This is a genomic window from Rhizobium altiplani (assembly GCF_001542405.1).
GTDB classification, from domain to species: Bacteria; Pseudomonadota; Alphaproteobacteria; order Rhizobiales; family Rhizobiaceae; genus Rhizobium; species Rhizobium altiplani.
The window spans coordinates 125,480-143,895 of sequence record NZ_LNCD01000138.1; the positions used below are offsets into that span (position 1 = coordinate 125,480).

The window sequence follows — 18,416 nt, forward strand, 5'->3', positions numbered from 1 at the left end:
ATCATTTCAGCTATAAAATGGGAGACATCGCTCAAAGGGGATTCAAGACCCATGCCCACAGAGAAGGAGGGCCGTGCGCCTGTTGCGCTGGAACAGCGCGACGTAAGCGCCGACCAGCGGATGTTTTCGCCTTCCGTTGCGCGAAATTCGGCGCCGATCCTCGCGGTCCTAAAACGTGTCCTTCCAACACATGGCGCCGTGCTGGAGATTGGTTGCGGGACCGGCGAGCACGCTGTGTGTTTTGCGGACGCAATGCCCAATCTCACCTGGCAGCCGAGCGATCCGGATGCCGACGCCCGCGCCAGCACGTCCAGCTGGATCAAATTCGCAGGGCTGGAGAATGTGCTGGCACCGCGGGATATTGATGTTTGCTCAGGACAATGGGGCGTCGAACAAACGGAGCATTTTGACGCCATCCTGTCGATCAATATGATCCATATCGCGCCATGGGCGGCAAGCTTAGGATTGTTCGCAGGAGCTGGCCGCTTGCTTCGCGCTGGTGGGCTTCTTGTCCTCTACGGCCCATTCATGCGCGACGGCGCACACAACGCCCCCTCGAATGCTGCTTTCGACGCGGCGCTAAAGGAGCGAAACCCATCCTGGGGTGTGCGTGATATCGCTGATCTTGAACACGTGGGTGAGGCCGCGGGACTTAATCTCCGCGAGACGATCGAGATGCCTACCAACAATATGTTGCTGGTTTTCTCCACCGGCAGTGCCTGAACGACAATCGTCACAGACCCGGAGATGGCCGGACCGCAAAGGTGCCAACGATGCTGCCCCTGTGACAAGAAATGGGAGGACGCGTCATGTCCACGCTCCTCGTTAGCAAGAATGGTGTGTTGCGTTCATCCCTTGAGCCCACCTCCGATAGCGGTTGTCCACAGGCTCACAGGAGGCTGCATCCTCCAAGCGGCAATCGCAGAGTTTTTTCAACGCCACCACTGAAGCGGTAACGGGTTCCGGGATTTGCTGCCATGCTCGAGGTACTGCAGCTAGAAATCAACGTCGGATACACTCGCCGCTGCACGATGCTTAATATTATCAGTGAGTGTCCAACTGCCCAAAACGTCGCCGCACGTCTCCATTCTCCACACTCAAAAAACGTCGGTTGCCGAGACAAAGGCTATTAGTTTTCAACATACTGCGAGGGAAAGATAATGTCCTGATCGACCAGAACATTGAATTTGTAGCCAGGCCTGATCCGAACTGTCGGCTGAACGTTCAGATTCTTGGAAATGGTTTGCTCGGCCACCCGACCGAAGGTTTCCGCAAAGTTTCGTCGCACAGCATCGGAGGCCGTGTCCTGTGTCGCAAGCATTGAACTCTCGGGTATCGCCATATCGATCCCGGTCCCTAGCAGAGCGATAAGAACCGCCGACCCAAAGGTAGGCCAGAGGTGACGATCGGTTTTGTCTTTGAACCCGCCGTATCCTTCCGCGTCGGTGCCCGCCATGCCGCCGAGCTGCAGCGTTGACCCATTCGGAAAACTGATGTCGGTCCACACAACGAGGACGCGTTGCTGGCCGAACGAGACCTTGGAATCGTAGCGTCCGAACAGCTTGGCGCCTTGCGGGATGAGAAGGCGGTAACCGGTTGCGCTGTCGTAGACATTTGCGCTGACCTGAGCAATTGCCCTCCCGGGTAGGTCGGAATTGAGACCAGTGATGAGAGTTGCCGGTATCACAGAACCGCGCTTCAGCTCATATGGCGAGAACTGCGGCACGACCTGCTTTGAGAGGTAACCAAGGTCCTTGATGTCCTGATTGAAAAAAGCCTCCTTCGAGACCTGACCGCTCGGATCAAAATTCTGGCTGATCAAGCCCGGCTTCATCGCCGCCGCATAAAGATCGGATGCGCCACTTGTGCCGTCGTTAAGGTTCTGTGGATCACCGGTTTTGGTGCCTGTGGAAGTCTGCTCAGCATCGGAAATATCCACTTTCAACGGAGAGTCATAGGCGGTCACGCGTGCCTGAAGGCGTGCCATGCGCTGCCTTTGTGCCTCGCGCAAGAACTGTTCGTCCTGTTCGCGCTTTAGCCGCGTCCTCCACTCCTCCTCAGATTCAAGTCTAAGTCGCCGCTCTTGTCGGTCAATCGGTTCATGTTCGGCAACCGGCTGCTTGACGGGCTCCTTCTCGATTGCCCGCGGCGTTGGCTGGAATATTTCCTGCCTTTCCGGCTCGCCGATGATGCCGTCGGAAATACCTTTCTTCAGCTGGTCTGCGAAATTCGTTGCCGGCGTGTTCGACGTGGTGTCGAAATCATTCCCACCATTGAACGTTGTCCCACGCCAGGAAAGTCCGACCACCACGACACCGAGGAACAGCACGGTGATGACAATGGCAATGACGATCGGCAGGCGATTGAGGCGGCGCATACCTTGTTGATCGACCGCATTGCTCGTGGCGCCAAGCTGAAGCGACTGGACCATTGTTGTCTCTCTTACTGTCGTTGCATGATGGAGAGCGGGCTTGCGGGCGTGGCGCCCGCGGTTGTCGTCGCATAAGCGCGGCCAAGCGCGATCGACGGTGTCATCACGCGAGCAAGGACCTCGCCATTGAGGCTATCGATCGAGTAGGTGAGTTGGATTGGCTTGTGGTTCTTGCCGACTCTCCCGTCCGTGATGACGACAAAACCCCATCCCCTCAGTGCTGCCTCAAGCGCGGTTGCATAGTCCGAGCCGTCCGCATCCATCTTGATGGGTGTCCTCACCGGTCTGTCGATCTGCTCGGCAAACTGGCTTGCCATATCGCCTGCGATGGCACTTGCGGCGACTGGCCCGACGGCGGCTCCCGGTGCCGAATAGGTGTCAATCGGTCCGCCAGCCGCCTGGCATCCAGAAAAGAGGCTGCACGTGATAAGCAAGCAGGGGGCCAATTTGTGCATTGATCAGCCTCCGCGCCGAATAGTAATTCTCTGCTGGTGCCAACCGACGCCCGATACAAGGATTGCTTCGTCGAGCGCGTAATCGACGACCATGATGTCGTTCTTCATGCGATAATTGACGATCCGGTTCTGCCCACCGGAAACGACAAAGAGTACAGGGGCGTCTTGACCCGCGATCGACTTTGGAAATTGGATGTAGGTCTTGGCCCCGTCGGAATAAACGCGCTTTGGTTTCCACGCCGCCGAACCGCTGAGCGAATAGGAAAAACTCAGTCTCTCAGGGGCTGCGCCAAAGTTGCTTCCAGTTTGCAGTCGTGCATTGACGTCGGCCAGCTTGGTCGATACGTCTTCCGGATACTCGAAACCGACGCGCGCCATATACTGGCTTGGGTGCGATTTGAGCTGGATATGATAGGTCCGGCGGGACGTCGTGACGACCATCGATGTGAACAGGCCAGGCTCCGACGGCTTCACGACAAGATGGATCGCCTGCCCACTGGTTGCACCTGATGTCGCAGGCTCGACGTTCCATCGGACAGTATCGCCGACGAGGACGTCGCGTACGATTTCGCCCCCCTGAAGCTCGATGTCGCAAACCTGCAGTGGAGAACAGACGATCGAGGGCTGGGTTTCGCCAAAGAGAAACATGACCTTCCCGTCCGGACCCGTTGCAACAAGGGCCGGCGTTCCTCGCCACTTCCTCGAGACGTCCGTCGCCTTGACCTCATTTGGCGTCATGCCTTGCGCAAGCGAAGCGCCTGCGAAGACGAGTCCGACCATGCAGCCGAAGGCTGCCATCAGTTCTGTTTTGTACATTCGGAAACTCCCCTGCCCTTAAAGCTGTGCCGTCCAGTCGAAATCCCGAACGTAAAGGCCGATCGGGTTAACGCGGATGATTGCCTCATCCTGTGGCGCGGTCAGTGCAACCGTTGCGATCCCGCGAAAACGGCGCGTGCCGGTTTCTTTGCCCTTGCGGTCCCTCTCGTACTCCGTCCAGTCGATCTGATAGGTTTGCTGCGAGAGTGCCACGATGTTGTTCACCTCGATGGCAACCGTCGATGTCTTGGCCTTCTCGAACGGCGAATTGCCGCGAAACCAAGCATTTACCTTCTGCGTCGAGGGGTCGGAAGTTCGTAGAAGGGCATAGGTGCGATCGATATATTGCTTCTGCACCACGGCATCCGGCGTAATCGACCGGAAGCTGGTTACAAAATTGCCAAGTGCCGCCCTGACCACGCGTGCGTCGGCATATTCGATCTGCTCCGGGAAACCTGACGTGACCGAGGTGCCAAGTTTATCCACCTCGACGATGTAAGGGACCAGCTTGACCTGAGTGCTGAGGTACAAAGCATACCCAAAGCCCGTCACTGCCATTGCGAGAGCGAGGATCCCGACGGTCCGCCATGCAGCAGCGGCCTTGACGTAAGAGCCGTAGCGCTCGGACCATTCCTGCCTGGCGACAAGGTACGGGTTTTCGGAAGGCCGGTTTGCTGCCATTCGATTTCTCTCCTAAGGATCACGGTTTATCGCTGCGTTCGGGAGGTGGCTTAAAGCCAGCGCGACCGCTCAAGCCGGCATCGAGTTTGGCATTGGCAAGGCCGAGGATCGAGCCGGCATAGGCACCGGGCGAGCCGATCGCCTTTTCCTTCGCTGCCGATGCGACTGCTTTGCCGGCGGAGCTGATGCCAGCACCGATGCCGCGCGCGGCAGCCCCGGCAAGCGAGGACCCGGCGGCGCGAGCTTCCTTTGCAGCAGCAAATCCTGCGATGATAGCGCCCGTACCCAGAAAGAAGCCGGCCAAGGCGACTGAACCGGCCTGACCGCCGTGTCGAATGACCTCCATACCGCCCGTAACCGAGGCTCCCTGCACGACACCCTGTATGATGTTCGGCACGTACATTGCGATAATGAAGACAACGACAGCTATGCCGGCGATCGCGAGCGCAGTTTGGAAGTGATTGCCAAAGTCCGGGTCATCGGCCAGTCCGATCAGGACCTCGGACCCGATGCGCGAGATCATGACAAGTGCCATGAGTTTCATCCCGACAGAGAACGCGTATACGAGATATCGTATGGCGAAGTCTTTGGTGAAGGATGACCCTCCAAGACCGAGCATGATCATGCCTGCGAGCAAGCCGAGGTACATCTCGACCATCACGGACACAAAGATCGCAGCGACCAAAGAGAAAGCAATGACGCTCACCACCATCGCAAAAGCCGCTGAGATCGCAAGCGCGGTCTCGTGGAACGGCCCGAAGCGAACTTTTTCCGCCATCTTGGTCGCGACGGTGAGTCCGGTATTGAACACGTCTGCGGGCGAGGCCGCCTCACCCCCGGCTCCAATCTGAAAGAGGCTGTCGACGACGGCTTTTGCAAATGTTGGTCCTTGGGCGAGGACGAAGGCAAAGAAGCCGACGAACATGATCCGCCGAACGAGTTCAGCGAACCAGGCGTCCAGTGAAGCCGCTTGTAGCGCGAGCGATATGGAGGCAATTCCGATCTCAATAGTCGCCAAGATCCAGAAGAGCGAGCGAGCGGCGTCCATGACCTTCGTTTCCCATCCCTTGGCAGCGGAGGTGATTTGAATCTGAAGTGAAGTCAGGGCAGCCCCCTCTTGGGCAAGCGCGGGATGCACCAGCAAGATTGTGAAGGCCGCGAGTGCTGCAGCGGTTCTGATTTGGGCAAGCGCCTGGTTCATGGGATCACCATTCCACCTTCATCTTCTCGCCACCGGATGTAGGCGGAGCGATTGAATGGAAGAATTCCTCATGCAACTTCTGCGCCAGGTCATTCTTGGTCTGTTCTGATTGAAGCCAGGTTCCCACCATTGTCATCTGTTGCGAAACGAGGCCGCGCAGTTTCTGCATCTGGGCGACTTGTTGCGCGGCAATCTCGTGGCCGATCTGCAGGGCTTTCATTTGCCCGTCCGCCGTCTCCGACATGCTGCGGAGCGAGCGCATCGTGCTCTCTTCGCCGTCGAACTGGTCGGCGGTCAAACTGGCCGCCTTTAATGTGCCGGCAATGGTGTCCCGGTTGGTGTCGGACCAGGTCTGGTATGTTGAAGAAAGATCCTCGCCCTTCAAAAGGGCGCCCTGAAGCTCGGCATAACTCTTGAACCGCTGCTTCAGCACATCGTCCGCGCTGCCCATCGAAAAGGCGATGCCCTGCCCCTGGTCAACGATGCCGCGGAGCTGGTTGAGGTCGTCTTCCACCCGCCCCCAGATGTGATCGGGAAGCGATGCGGTGTTTTGCAGCATGTTCTTGTAGATATTCAGTTGGTTTTGAATTTGCTCTGCCAACTGGCTGATCTGCCTCAGTTGATTGTCGACCTGAAGGCCCGAGCTTTTCAGAAGATCGACGAGCTGGGCGTTGTTGGCGAGCTGTGTCCATTCGGTAGCCGCGCCAGTGACCGAACCTGCAGAAGCGGTTGCGGCCGAACCCAAGATGAGCGTGCAGGCGATTAGTCCGACAAGCCTCTTATGCGATATTGAATAGCGATGCGGCATCGTGGACTCCTCTCGATTCAAGCCATCGGACTGGCCAGTCCTCACCATGATTGGACTTCAATACGCGGATGCGCTTGAGGTCTTCCTTGCCTGAGACCCCAACGAAACTAAGAGCAATTGGACCGAGCGACATGTCGAACAGACGTCGCCCTTCCGGTGATGCGACGTAATATTCCCGCTTCGGGATCGCGCTCGCGACGATCTCGATCTGGCGTTCGTTGAATCCAATTCTCTCATAGAACTCGCGCGTGCCAGGTTCACGGGCGGCACCGTTCGGAAGGCAGATCTTTGTCGGACAGGATTCCTTCAGAACGTCGATGATTCCAGAGCGCTCGGCATCAGAAATGGATTGCGTGGCGAGAACGACAGCGCAATTCGCTTTCCGGAGAACCTTCAGCCATTCGCGAATCTTGTCCCGGAAAACGGGATGGCCAAGCATCAGCCACGCCTCGTCAAGGAGGATCAGACTTGGCGAGCCATCGAGACACTTCTCGATTCGTCGAAAAAGGTAGCTGAGAACAGGGACAAGATTGCGCTCGCCGCGGCTCATCAGAGGTTCGATCTCGAAGCACTGGAATCCACCAATTGCCAGCCCGTCCTCTTCGGCATCGAGCAATTGACCCATTGGTCCGTCGACCGTGTAGGGATGAAGAGCATCCTTGATTTCACGGACCTGAACACCAGACACGAAATCCGAAAGCGATCGGCCGGGAGCAGTCGCCATGAGCCCAATCTGACGGGAAATCGCGTTGCGAAGATCCGGGGTGACGGTAACCCCCTGAAGTGCGACGAGCATCTCGATCCATTCGATCGCCCAGGCCCTATCACCGTCCGTACCGAGATCAGATAGAGGGCAGAACGCACGCGCCGGCTTTTGCATTTCGCTATCGCCGATCTCGTAATGATCGCCACCACAGGCAAAAGTCAGTGGAAGCAGAGAACGACCTTTATCAAAGGCAAAGACCTGTGCTCCCTCGTATCGCCGGAACTGAGCAGCAATGAGTGCGAGTAGCGTCGACTTGCCTGAGCCTGTTGGACCGAAGATCAGCGTGTGACCGACATCGTCGACATGAAGGTTCAGTCGAAAGGGCGTCGAGCCGCTGGCGACTTGCATCAACGGTGGAGAGTTTTGTGCGTAGAACGGGCACGGTGCCGTCGGGTTGCCAGACCACACGGAGTTAAGGGGAATGAGATCTGCGAGATTACTGGTGTTGATAAGCGGTTCACGGATGTTGCAGTACCAGTTGCCGGGTAGGCTGCCGAGATAGGCGTCCGTTGCATTCAGCGTTTCGATCCTCGCTCCAAAACCCTCTGCCTGCACCAGCCGGCGGATTGCCTCGGCTTTTTCTTGCAACGCCTCGATGTTCCCGTCGAAGAGGATGACAACCGGCGTGTAGTATCCGTAGGCGACAAGCCGGGATGAGGCTTGTGCGATCGCGTCCTCCGTTTCGGCCACCATGGCCATAGCGTCCTGATCTATGGAGCGGCTTTGCGTCTGAAACAGCTGATCGAAAAAGGGTCGTACCTTTTGCTGCCATTTCTTCCGGGTGCGCTCGAGTTTCTGGCGGGCTTCTTCCGCGTCCAGGACAATGAAGCGCGATGACCACCTGTAGGTCAGCGGCATCAGATCGAGAGCGTTCAAGATCCCCGGCCAGCTTTCGGCGGGCAACCCGTCGATCGCAACCACACCGAGAAATCGGTTCTCAACCTTCGGCGTCAGCCCATGTTCAAGCTGTGCCGTTACAAGCCAGTCAAGATACATGGGCACATCCGGCAAGCGGACGGGATAATTGTCACCCGTGATGCAGAAGCGGATGAATTGCAGAAGTTCGTCGTATCGGGCAACCGTCGTCCCACCCCGGTCGCTTGTCTCACGTGTTTCCATGCGTCGGATAGAGAGCGTATTGGCAAGATACTGTTCGATCTCTCGCACTGCATTCTTGAAAATGGCGAGCACTGTATCCGCGTAAGACCTCTTGCGGCTTTCTTCGTCAGAATAGATGTACCTGCTGAGCGCGGACTTCTTAGCCTCAAGTGGCCGATGGGTCAGGATCACTGCGTGCTTGCTTTCAAAATGCCCCTGTTCTCGTACGAAATGAGCGCGGCGCTCGGCATCGATTGCTCGCGTGACCGCGTCGGGAAAATGGCAGCGGTCCTCGCAGGGGTAGTCGACGGTCGGAACACGGATCGCTTCGACCTGGATCATCCATCCACTGCCAAGTCGCGACAGAACGGCGTTGATCTGTCGCGAAAGCTCATTGCGCTCCAGATCGGTCGCACTCTCTGAATCAGGTCCGGCAAAGTACCAGCCAGCCATAAGGCTCCCGTCCTTGAGGAGTAGCACGCCGTTGTCGACAAGGCCTGCATAGGGAACAAGATCTGCAAAAGAGGGACCCGTGATCCTGAATGCGCTCAAAGCAACCATGCCCACCTCCTCAGTATTTGCGCCACGGCGCGGTGGTTGGTTTGTAGAAAGGCTTGTATGAAATGTGCCTGATATAGACCTGACGCATGAGCGGATCCGACTTCGCCAACATGCGTAGCAGGCCGATGACGACAATCCACACCGCGACGCCGAACACTGCAGAGTACACAGTCAACACCACGAAGATGAGAATGGCTGCTGCCAAGCCAGTAATCAGCACCAGTTCGCGGTCAGCGCCCATCAGAAGATTTGGGCGAGACAATGCACGATGGATGCGGTTTCGTCGCAAGCCGGACAGGGATTCAGCCATTTGCTTTCTCCTCTCGATCCAACACCGTCGATGAGGAGCGTTGATCATCGATCCATCCGATCGATGCGCCTGTTGCACCGAACAGACCGACAATCCGCGTAGCGCCAAGGAGGATACCGGCCACAAGGACCACGTACACCAGACGTCGCGCAAAATCGTTGAGTTCGCCGCCGAAAATCAGCATCCCCCCGGCGATCGCGACGGCAGCCAGCGCAATGTAACCGGCGACGGGGCCCGTGATCGATTGCTGGATCCGTTCGAGCGGGCCCTCCCAGGGAAGCTCGCCGCCGGAACTGGCGAGCGCGGGCATCACTGTCACGAAAAGGAGTGTTGCGCTGAAAAAAGCGATAGCAAGCGGAATTTTCCTATGTGGCACGGCGACGCTCCTGCTCTTCGGTTGGTTGGTCGGATTGGATTTCGTATTGGCCATTGACGAAACGTCTGACCCGAATGATGTCGCGCACACGTCGGCCCCGCGGAGTGCGTTCAATAGAGACAATCAGATCGACTGCCTCCCCGATGACCGCCTCCATTGGCTGCATGCTTGCCTCAGCGGTAAGCTGCTCCAGACGGCGTAGCGCCGAGACTGCGGTATTGGAGTGGATCGTGGCCACCCCCCCAGGATGACCGGTGTTCCATGCCTTCAGCAATGTGAGTGCAGCACCGTCTCTGACTTCACCAACAACGATACGGTCGGGGCGCAGGCGCATCGTGCTCTTCAACAGCCGGGCCATGTCAACAGCGTCGCTGGTGTGCAGCAGAACCGCATTGTCGGCTACGCACTGGATCTCGGCGGTGTCTTCGAGCACAACGAGGCGATCCTCAGGAGCGCACTTGACGATCTCGTCGATGACAGCGTTCGCAAGTGTCGTCTTTCCCGAACCAGTTCCGCCCGAAATGATGATATTCAAACGCGAGCTGACCGCATTTCGGATGGTCGCGGCCTGCGCTTCTGTCATGGTACCCGAGCTGACATACTCGTCCAACGGGATGAGTGAAGACGCCCTTCGGCGTATCGTGAATGTCGGCTTTGCGACTACCGGAGGCAGCAACCCCTCAAAGCGGTGGCCGCCAATCGGGAGCTCACCCGAGATGATGGGGTGGTCGGTGTCGACAGCGCACTGCAGCGCGTGTGCGACCGTACCAATGACGATTTCTGCTGCCGCTGAGGCCACTTGGCCGTGCGGTGAGAACCCCTGGCCTAACCGTTCGACAAAGACCTTGCCATCAGGGTTCAAGACGATTTCAACGACACTCGGGTCATCAATTGCGGCACACAGGCGGTCGCCCAGGGCATGACGCAATTTGCTGATCAAACGAACTTGAGCAGGATGTTGCATTGTCACCATGCGACCTTCGGTTGGAGTGCAATTTCGTTCTGCTGGTTCGCACCGGGAAAGTGCGGTTGGAGGTGAAAATTGCCCACTTGCGATCCGATATCCACTCGCAAACTTGTTAGTGATTTCTCGTCGGCGACGTTTCGTTAACCCGCGGTCCGTGGGCGGAACTTGGCCGACGTCGGAGCGCGACGCTGGCGAGGAGCCGGGCCGGGCGCAGGCATTAAACGATTGGTTCCGATCCATTTCAGAAACTAATGACGGCAGAAGCGCTCGACCCGTTCGGGGTCCTATGGCAGGCCAATTCATCTGCGCAGCACATGAATCGTTGAAATCCGATATTGGACCACTGGCGGTCTGCTGAAGACCATTCCCATGGGAACAACGCCAAGAAGCGAGATCATGTCATGGGAAGAACAAGGCGAATTTTCACTGTGTCGGCCTTCGCGGTCGCAGCTATTGCCACGCCGCTGCGCGCGGAAACGCTTGTCGTCAATAGCTATGGAGGACCTTACGAAGCCATCATCCGCAAGGCCATCATCGAGCCATTCGAGCAGCGAACTGGGATAGATGTCATCTATGATCCCGTCGGCTCAGCCTCGCAGGATTATGCGAAGATCAAGGCGACCATGGGCCGGCCCGGCTTTGACGTGGTCGTCATGACCGCCTCTCAATCGCTGCAGGGCTGTAAGGACGGCGTTCTGGAAAAGCTTGACGCAAATAGCATCCCGAACCTTGCGAAACTCTCGCGACGACTGACGGAAACGGCCGGTCCCTGCGGTGCTGTGCACGAGGTCCAGTACATGTCGTTGCTTTATCGCACGGACAAGTTGGCAACGCCGCCGGTATCTTGGTCAGCACTTGCCTCAAGCGACCTCAAGGGTCGGGTCGTGCTGCCGACATTTCAAAACACCATGGCCATCTACCTTGTCGAAATGTTCTCACTGATGAATGGCGGCGACCTCGTCGACAATCTCGCACCTGGGTTCAGGGCGGTGGCCGCAATCGCCAAGCAATCGATCGGCTTCGAACAGAGTTCCGCAATTCTCGAGAGCTACATAAAGGATGGAACGGTCTGGGCGATGCCTTTCTGGAGCGGCCGGGCGCAATTGCTTGTCGATAGCGGCTTGTCTGTGGATTACATCAAGCCAAAGGAGGGCACCATCCCGCTTGTCGCCACGCTGAACATTCCAATCGGCGCCGAGCATAAGGATGCTGCGAGAAAGTTCATTGACTTCTTCCTGGAGAAGACCAGTCAGGAAGCGTGGGTGGGTGGTTACAAGGTGGGAAGCGCCCGCACCGACATCGATGTTCCGGCCGCGGTAAAAGCACGCCAGATCACCTCAGATGCAGACTTGAATTCCCTTCATTTGCCGAACCTGACTACCGTCGCAGAACGCCTGCCCAAATGGGCGGAACAGTGGGAACGCGACGTTGTCGCGCACGCAAATTGAGGGGTCCTATGACTATTATTGCCTTGGAGATGCCTGGCAAACGGCGAGTGTTTGCCAGGGGTTGGATCAGGTTTCTGGGATTGTCACCAGCGACCTGTCTGCTGGTATTTTTCTTCGCTCTGCCGATGGGAATGATGATCGGAATGAGCTTTCACAATCCATCATCGCAGGGAATGAGCCTTCTTAGCTATTCGCGTTTTTTTACCGACGGCCTGTCACTCCTCGGCTTTTGGAGGACAACTCTCATGTCGAGTCTGGTTGCGATTTCGGCAACCTTGCTCGCCTATCCAGTTGCCTACTATCTGGCGCGTTCGAGAGGGTGGCGGCGTTCAATCGTGTTTGCCATCGCCCTCGCGCCCGAGCTTGCCGGTGTCGTTCTGCGAACCTATGGCTGGCTCATCATCCTGGAAGACAGGGGTTTCATCAACGATGTCCTACTTCACGCGGGGCTGATTTCGTCACCGCTTCCCTTGTCGAAGAACTTGTTTGCGGTGGTCATCGGTCTGACCCATGTCGTGTTGCCTTTCGCAATCCTGTCCTTGACGACAAGTATCCAAGGCATAGACGACAACCTCGAACGTGCAGCCCAGATATTGGGAGCGCCGCGTCATGCCGTTGTCTGGCACATCCTGCTTCCTCTGTCGGTTCCGGGTCTCATAAGCTCATTCCTTCTTTCCTTTACAATGGCTGCTAGCGCCTATGCGACGCCGGCGCTGCTCGGCGGAGCCAGCTTCAAGGTCCTGGCGACCATGATTTCCGAGCAGGTCCTCTTCTATATCGATTGGTCCTTCGCAGCCGTCATGGCGAATGCGCTGCTGATCCTCATGCTCGCAGTCTCATACGCCGGGGTTCGTTTCGAGGCGGGTTGTCGCCAAAAGCATCAGAGCGTCGCAGGAGGTATGAAATGAACAGAGTGATATCCGCGCTGTTTTGGTGTGCTCTCGCACTGGTAATCGCCTTCATCGCGCTGCCAATAGTGGTGGTCTTTGCAGCGTCTCTCAGTCCAACCGGCGACGTGACATTTCGGCCGTGGGAGTGGACGGTCAAATGGTACTTCGATCTTGCGTCGGAGCGGTGGCTTGGACCGTTTTGGCTAAGCGTCAAAATTGCCATTGTCGTTTCTGCCGTAAGTGGCGCGATTGGAACCGTTGCTGCCTATGTCGTCGTTTACGAGAAGTTCGCAGGAAGCGAGGTCGTCATGGCCGCACTCCTTTCGCCGCTTTCCGTGCCGCAGATCGTAAAGGGTGTGGCAGTGGTTCTGTTTTTGTCCGTGATCGGACTACAGCCGTTGCTCGGAACGCCGGCTCTCATTGCCGGTCACTGCGTGCTTGCGCTTCCCTTTGTGGTTCGCATGGTTGCCACGTCGATTGCAAACTTTGACTGCAACCTCTTCCGAGCGGGCCAGATTCTCGGGGCAAATCAATGGCAGCGGATCAGGTTCATCCTCCTGCCTGCGATCAAGCCGGGTGTTCTGTCAGGGGTGACATTCGCATTCATTATCTCATTCAACAATATTCCGCTCTCGGTGTTTCTGGTGCGACCGGGAGAAACCACGCTGCCGATCACCGTCATAAACTATCTCGAATACAGCCTCGACCCCGTCATGGCTGCGGTCAACGTCGCATCCATGGCCTTCATTCTGATCGTGATTTTCAGCTTCGAAAAACTCGGCGGTTTTTCCGCCCAACTGCATGGTGGTAGCAAATGAGTGCAATCGACGTGGAGCTGATCTCCGTCAGCAAATCTTTCGGTCCGATATCGGTCGTCACAAACATTGATCTTAAGTTTCCGAAGGGAGAATTCGTCAGTATTCTCGGACCTTCCGGGTGCGGGAAGACCACAACCCTCAACATGATCGCCGGGTTTAGCGCGCCGTCGGGCGGCGACATCCGCATTCGCGGCCGCAGCCAGGTTGATGTTCCTCCCGAACGCCGAAACATTGGCCTCGTTTTTCAGAACTATGCGCTTTTTCCACACATGACCGTCGCCGAAAATGTTGCGTTCGGTCTGCGTATGAAGGGCACGCCAAAGAGCGAAATTGGATCAATCGTTCAGTCTTCACTTCGCAGGGTTCATCTCGACACACTGGCAGACCGCTATCCCAGAGCGCTGTCGGGCGGACAACAGCAACGCGTCGCCCTGGCGCGGGCGCTTGCGCCACGACCCTCGGTTCTTTTGCTCGACGAGCCTCTATCGAATCTTGATCTGAAACTGCGCGAAGCAATGCGTGCGGAACTGAAAGAGATGCAGCAGGAACTGGGCATGACCTTCATCTATGTCACCCATGACCAGGAAGAAGCGATGGCAATGTCCGATCGCATCGTCGTCATGTGGAAAGGGGCCGTCGCGCAGCAAGGGGATCCCGGTTCCATCTATGGCGATCCACAATCGACCTTTGTCGCCGACTTCATCGGGAAGTCCAATATTCTGACATTGAGGGAGGTAACGTCGACTGGAGCCGCATGGGATGCTGCAATCGACAGGTGCGACATAAGACTTCGCGCGACGCGCGGAAAGGGAGATGCCCGCTATTGTGTCATTCGACCCCAAGACATCCAACCGCTTGTCGACGACGCTCCGGTTCCGGAGGATTTCAACGTGCTTAGAGGTATGTTGCGAAGAGTGATAAATCTTGGGGCATCGCTCGAGATGAGCATTGAACTCGCGCCCGAAATTCACGTCAGCGTTTTGGTTCCTTCCGCAGGGTCGGACGCATTGCCGGCCCCTGGGCAACAGCTGAAGCTCGGCATTCCTGCCTGTGCATTGAAACTCCTGGCCGATTGAGCAGCGATCGATAAAGCAGCCGCATCAATGCCTCGGGGTTCATATTGGAGATCTCCCAGGGGCCCGCTCTAGGATCACCGTGACCTAATCGAGAAGGTCACTATAGGAGATGAAAATGCTTACAAAGGAGCGGCTTAAGGCCATTCAGCATTCCAGCAACGTGTGTGCTGATATCGAGGGTTTTGATTTCGACCGATACGACAGCCGCGACATCGAGGCGATCCGAGGGTACTGGCTGCAGTATGGGGTGATACGGTTCAAGCAGACCCGCATCACAGACGCGCAGCAGGTGGCATTCTCCCGGCATTTCGGCGAGTTTGTCATCCACCCGAAGCAGTTGCAGGAAGGAGGACATCCAACGCATAGGGAAATTCTTGTCATCAGCAACGCAATGACCGACGGCAAGCCCAGTGGAGCCATGGGAAACAGTGAGGCCACCTGGCATACGGACACATGGTTCTACGAGAAGCCTCCGGCTGGGGCGATTTTGCGTGCAGTTCAAGTCCCTCCCTCAGGCGGTGATACCTACTTCCTGTCGACCTATCTTGCCTACGAAACACTGCCGGCGACACTGAAAGCAGCCGTCGATGGACGGCAGATCTTCTTCCAGAACGTCTATGACAAAACGGGCAAGCTGCGGCTGGGAAAATCGACCCCGAAGAGCCAGGACTATCGCGAGTGGAGCGGCGTCGTGCACCCACTTGTTCGCACTCATGGCGAGACGGGTCGCAAGGCACTTTATCTCGGCGGAACAATTGACGGCGCATGGATCGTCGGAATGAGCCGCGACGAGAGCGGTGCGCTGTTGGCCGAGCTGTGGGATCACACGACCAGCACCAAGCAAGTCTTTGTGCAGCAGTGGGACGAAGGAGACATCATGATGTGGGACAATCGATGCACGATGCATCGTCGCGATTCATTTGATCCGGCCTTCATCCGGGTCATGCACCGTACGACGACCTCAGGCGAACGCCCAGTCTGATCCCCAAAACGAAGAGCTATCCGTGACAATGTTCTATCAATTGATGGATCGCCATCCACCCCTGAATCCTGACCTGATCGAACTATTGTCATCGGTAGAGACGGCGACGATCGGCCACGTGGAGCATGTGGGATTTGTGGGAAGTCAGGTCCTTCCGCTGTTCCCGGCTCATGCGGCCGGAGTTGCCGTAACCGTCGCGGCCCCCGGCCGCGACGGTTCTATCATCTACAGGGCGATCGACCAGCTCATGCACGGCGATATGCTTGTGATCTCTCGTGTCGACGGTGATGACATCGCCTGCGTGGGAGGCGGGGTGGCAATGGCGGCCATGGCGAAGGGCGCCGTTGGCATCGTCGTGGACGGTCCATGTACTGATGTCGAGGAGATCGTGGAAGTTGGATTGCCGGTCTGGTGCCGGGGTGTGTCCTCCAAGACCACCAATCGTCAATTCAGCATCGGTGGTTCCTTGAATGTTCCCGTCGCCTGTGGACGTACCGCCGTGTTGCCTGGCCAGGCAGTTCTTGCCGACCGTTCCGGAGTGTTCGTCGCCGATGCCAACCGGATGCGCCAAATTGCTGAAGCAGCAAGGCAACGCCAGCAAAGATCGGTCGCCGTGCGAACGCATCTGGCGGCAGGCAGATCGATTTTTGAATTCCAGCCGGAGACCGGATCGTGAAAATCGCGTTGATTCAAATGAACTCGCAACCGGACCGCCGCCAGAATCTGGTTCAGGCCGAACGGCTGATGAACGAAGCGATGCGCGGAACTCCCGACCTGATTGTTTTACCTGAGCACTTCGATTGGATGGGAGGAACCGCAGATGACAAACGGCGCGCCGCCGATCGCGTCCCAGGCGGCGAGGCCTACGGTTTCATCGAGCGTTTTGCGAAGGACAATTCAGTCTGGATACATGCCGGCAGCTTGCTGGAACGGCAGCGCAACGACGGGCCCGTGTACAACACGACGATCGTGTTTAATGCTCGCGGCGAGGAGGTCGGCCGCTATCGGAAGATTCATATGTTCGACATAACGGCGCCGAACGGGATGACATACGCGGAATCGTCGGTTGTGACACCAGGCGATGATCTTCTTATCTACGAGTTGAATGGATACAGGATCGCATGCGTGATCTGCTACGATCTTCGTTTCTCGCGCCTGTTCGATCGGCTGGCCAGCGAGATGGTCGATATCTTCATTCTCCCTGCTGCGTTCAACCGCCAAACCGGACGCGCGCACTTTGAGGTCCTATGCAGGGCGCGGGCGATTGAGTATCAGGCTTACTTCGTCGCATGTGGTCAATGTGGCAGTTACCCCACTCCCGGCGGCCCGCGTCGGGAAACGTTAGGCCGCTCTCTTGTTTGCGACCCCTGGGGAACGGTGATTGGCAAAGCCGGCCACTTTCCGGCAGTTCTCCAGGTCGAAATCGATCCGCATCGCCTTGTCGAAGTACGGCGCCTGATTCCGATGTCAGAGCATCGGGTGCTCCTTGATGGCAAACACCTCCACATCAAGCCGGAACGCATGTAGCGCCGGCGTTTCGCAAGCGCTTTGCTTCCCCAGAAATTTATCCAAGCTTCATCCTGCCGTTTCCTCCGGATCGCTAGGTTCTTCCGATTGGCGAGAAGGAGAAACCGTCCATGCAGGAACAGAACATTCAAGCTAGTCGCGATGTGAAATTTCTCAATTGTGAAGAGATCCGCGGCGCAGGCGCCGACCTGACCACGCAGGAGCTTCTTGACGCAACAGATGCGGCTTGGCGGGACATCCGGTCAGGAAAGTCGTTTGGTGGCAAGTCCGTGCTGTCGCTGCCAGAGGAAGCCTTCTGGGAGGTCGAAAGCGTCGCTCCATTCAAGTCCCAGTTTAAGAACGAGCGGTTGGGATGGAAATTGTCGTGCCTCTACAGCGTCAATGATCAATTCGGCGGCGTCAAGATCATCGGTGCCAACGCGTTCAACCGCAATCTCGGCTTTCCGCGATCGACCTCGACCGTACTGCTGCTGGAGAAGCGAACCCTGCGCCTCGTGACTGTGATGGAAGGAACCGCAATGTCCGCCCGGCGCACGGGCACATATGCAACGACGGTTCTGGACATGTTCACGAATCCAAGGGACAAGCTATCAGTCTTCTTGTTCGGGTCGGGCCCAATCGCCCGCAGCGTGATTGAGTGCCTTGATTTCCGTTTCGCAGACAGGATCGAAGAGATCGTGGTGCGTGGGCGTAGCAGGGAGGGCCTTGAGGCACTGATGGCAGATATCGCGGGTTGCACGACGATCCCAGTCATCCCTGCAAGCGACACCACACGCCTACCGTTCTGCCGGTTTGTGATCACGGCCACGAATGCCAGAACACCTCTGTTTGATGATTGCGCCCTTCATCGACGCGCCATATCGCTGCATCTCGGTGGAGATGAGGTCCCAGAGACATACCTCCAGCGAGCACTTCGATCGGGTCTTGTCGTCTGCGATGACGTAGCGACCGTCTCTCGCCGAAATTCGCAAAGTATTGCGCTGCATTTCTCCAGGCGCGGCCTTTCCCTCGAGCAAGTCGGCCCGTTGATCGGAGTAGCAGAGCTTTCGAGCTCCGGTGATTTGCACGTCGAGCAGGAAGGACCGACCTGCGTCACCTGCGTTGGCCTCCCGATGCTCGATCTTTATGTCGCACAGGCGACCTACAAAAAATACCGTGCGTACAACGATCACATGCTGGCAACCCGGACTTGATCAAAGGGAGGC

The 18,416-nt window shown here is 57.1% G+C and carries 19 protein-coding genes; 9 read left to right on the forward strand and 10 right to left on the reverse strand.

Annotated elements, in window-relative coordinates; genetic code table 11:
- Window positions 1–51 precede the first annotated feature (51 nt).
- Window positions 52–723 carry a DUF938 domain-containing protein gene (locus AS026_RS33895; RefSeq protein WP_062375058.1) on the forward strand — a complete coding sequence of 224 codons (672 nt, stop codon included), beginning with the start codon at window positions 52–54 and terminating at the stop codon, window positions 721–723.
- A 406-nt stretch (window positions 724–1,129) separates the two neighbouring features.
- On the opposite strand, the gene trbI is transcribed toward AS026_RS33895, so the two are convergent.
- From trbI to trbB, 10 genes are read right to left on the reverse strand one after another with little or no spacing between them, the layout of a single operon-like run.
- Window positions 1,130–2,431: an IncP-type conjugal transfer protein TrbI gene (trbI, locus tag AS026_RS33900; protein ID WP_062375061.1), complete on the reverse strand. Its 1,302-nt coding sequence runs from the start codon at window positions 2,429–2,431 to the stop codon at window positions 1,130–1,132.
- Between the two features lie 11 nt (window positions 2,432–2,442).
- Entirely contained in the window at window positions 2,443–2,886 is a 444-nt protein-coding gene (gene trbH, locus AS026_RS33905; RefSeq protein WP_062375063.1) for a conjugal transfer protein TrbH, read from the reverse strand.
- Between the two features lie 3 nt (window positions 2,887–2,889).
- Window positions 2,890–3,702, reverse strand: coding sequence for a P-type conjugative transfer protein TrbG (gene trbG, locus AS026_RS33910; RefSeq protein ID WP_062375065.1), 813 nt, complete (start codon window positions 3,700–3,702; stop codon window positions 2,890–2,892).
- A gap of 18 nt (window positions 3,703–3,720) precedes the next feature.
- Window positions 3,721–4,383: a conjugal transfer protein TrbF gene (locus AS026_RS33915; protein ID WP_062375066.1), complete on the reverse strand. Its 663-nt coding sequence runs from the start codon at window positions 4,381–4,383 to the stop codon at window positions 3,721–3,723.
- Window positions 4,384–4,402: 19 nt separating this feature from the next.
- Window positions 4,403–5,584, reverse strand: a complete 1,182-nt coding sequence (gene trbL / locus AS026_RS33920) for a P-type conjugative transfer protein TrbL (protein WP_062375069.1) — start codon at window positions 5,582–5,584, stop codon at window positions 4,403–4,405.
- A 4-nt stretch (window positions 5,585–5,588) separates the two neighbouring features.
- A complete protein-coding gene (trbJ, locus tag AS026_RS33925; protein WP_062375071.1) occupies window positions 5,589–6,392 on the reverse strand; it encodes a P-type conjugative transfer protein TrbJ in 804 nt (267 codons plus the stop codon).
- Window positions 6,364–8,817 carry a conjugal transfer protein TrbE gene (locus AS026_RS33930; protein ID WP_062375073.1) on the reverse strand — a complete coding sequence of 818 codons (2,454 nt, stop codon included), beginning with the start codon at window positions 8,815–8,817 and terminating at the stop codon, window positions 6,364–6,366. Before AS026_RS33930 ends, trbJ begins: the two co-directional genes overlap by 29 nt.
- A gap of 10 nt (window positions 8,818–8,827) precedes the next feature.
- On the reverse strand, window positions 8,828–9,127 hold the full coding sequence (locus tag AS026_RS33935) for a conjugal transfer protein TrbD (protein WP_018856407.1): 300 nt from the start codon (window positions 9,125–9,127) through the stop codon (window positions 8,828–8,830).
- Window positions 9,120–9,503: a TrbC/VirB2 family protein gene (locus AS026_RS33940; protein WP_062375075.1), complete on the reverse strand. Its 384-nt coding sequence runs from the start codon at window positions 9,501–9,503 to the stop codon at window positions 9,120–9,122. The genes AS026_RS33935 and AS026_RS33940 overlap by 8 nt, the downstream gene beginning before the upstream one ends.
- Entirely contained in the window at window positions 9,493–10,476 is a 984-nt protein-coding gene (trbB, locus tag AS026_RS33945; RefSeq protein WP_062375077.1) for a P-type conjugative transfer ATPase TrbB, read from the reverse strand. Before trbB ends, AS026_RS33940 begins: the two co-directional genes overlap by 11 nt.
- 395 nt (window positions 10,477–10,871) lie before the next feature.
- Between trbB and AS026_RS33950 the strand changes: the two genes are divergently transcribed.
- The 8 genes from AS026_RS33950 (at window position 10,872) to AS026_RS33985 (ending at window position 18,404) form a co-directional block, all read left to right on the forward strand.
- Window positions 10,872–11,918, forward strand: coding sequence for an ABC transporter substrate-binding protein (locus tag AS026_RS33950; protein WP_062375080.1), 1,047 nt, complete (start codon window positions 10,872–10,874; stop codon window positions 11,916–11,918).
- A gap of 29 nt (window positions 11,919–11,947) precedes the next feature.
- Window positions 11,948–12,826 carry an ABC transporter permease gene (locus AS026_RS33955; RefSeq protein ID WP_062375331.1) on the forward strand — a complete coding sequence of 293 codons (879 nt, stop codon included), beginning with the start codon at window positions 11,948–11,950 and terminating at the stop codon, window positions 12,824–12,826.
- Window positions 12,823–13,626 carry an ABC transporter permease gene (locus AS026_RS33960; protein WP_062375082.1) on the forward strand — a complete coding sequence of 268 codons (804 nt, stop codon included), beginning with the start codon at window positions 12,823–12,825 and terminating at the stop codon, window positions 13,624–13,626. Before AS026_RS33955 ends, AS026_RS33960 begins: the two co-directional genes overlap by 4 nt.
- Window positions 13,623–14,702 (forward strand): ABC transporter ATP-binding protein, encoded by a 1,080-nt coding sequence (locus AS026_RS33965; RefSeq protein ID WP_062375084.1) that lies wholly within the window; start codon window positions 13,623–13,625, stop codon window positions 14,700–14,702. Before AS026_RS33960 ends, AS026_RS33965 begins: the two co-directional genes overlap by 4 nt.
- 115 nt (window positions 14,703–14,817) lie before the next feature.
- Window positions 14,818–15,684: a TauD/TfdA dioxygenase family protein gene (locus tag AS026_RS33970; protein WP_062375086.1), complete on the forward strand. Its 867-nt coding sequence runs from the start codon at window positions 14,818–14,820 to the stop codon at window positions 15,682–15,684.
- A 22-nt stretch (window positions 15,685–15,706) separates the two neighbouring features.
- Window positions 15,707–16,360: an RraA family protein gene (locus AS026_RS33975; RefSeq protein ID WP_062375089.1), complete on the forward strand. Its 654-nt coding sequence runs from the start codon at window positions 15,707–15,709 to the stop codon at window positions 16,358–16,360.
- Window positions 16,357–17,211 carry a carbon-nitrogen hydrolase family protein gene (locus AS026_RS33980; RefSeq protein ID WP_082728659.1) on the forward strand — a complete coding sequence of 285 codons (855 nt, stop codon included), beginning with the start codon at window positions 16,357–16,359 and terminating at the stop codon, window positions 17,209–17,211. Before AS026_RS33975 ends, AS026_RS33980 begins: the two co-directional genes overlap by 4 nt.
- A 110-nt stretch (window positions 17,212–17,321) precedes the next feature.
- Window positions 17,322–18,404, forward strand: coding sequence for an ornithine cyclodeaminase (locus AS026_RS33985; protein ID WP_062375091.1), 1,083 nt, complete (start codon window positions 17,322–17,324; stop codon window positions 18,402–18,404).
- The last annotated feature ends 12 nt before the right edge of the window (window positions 18,405–18,416 follow it).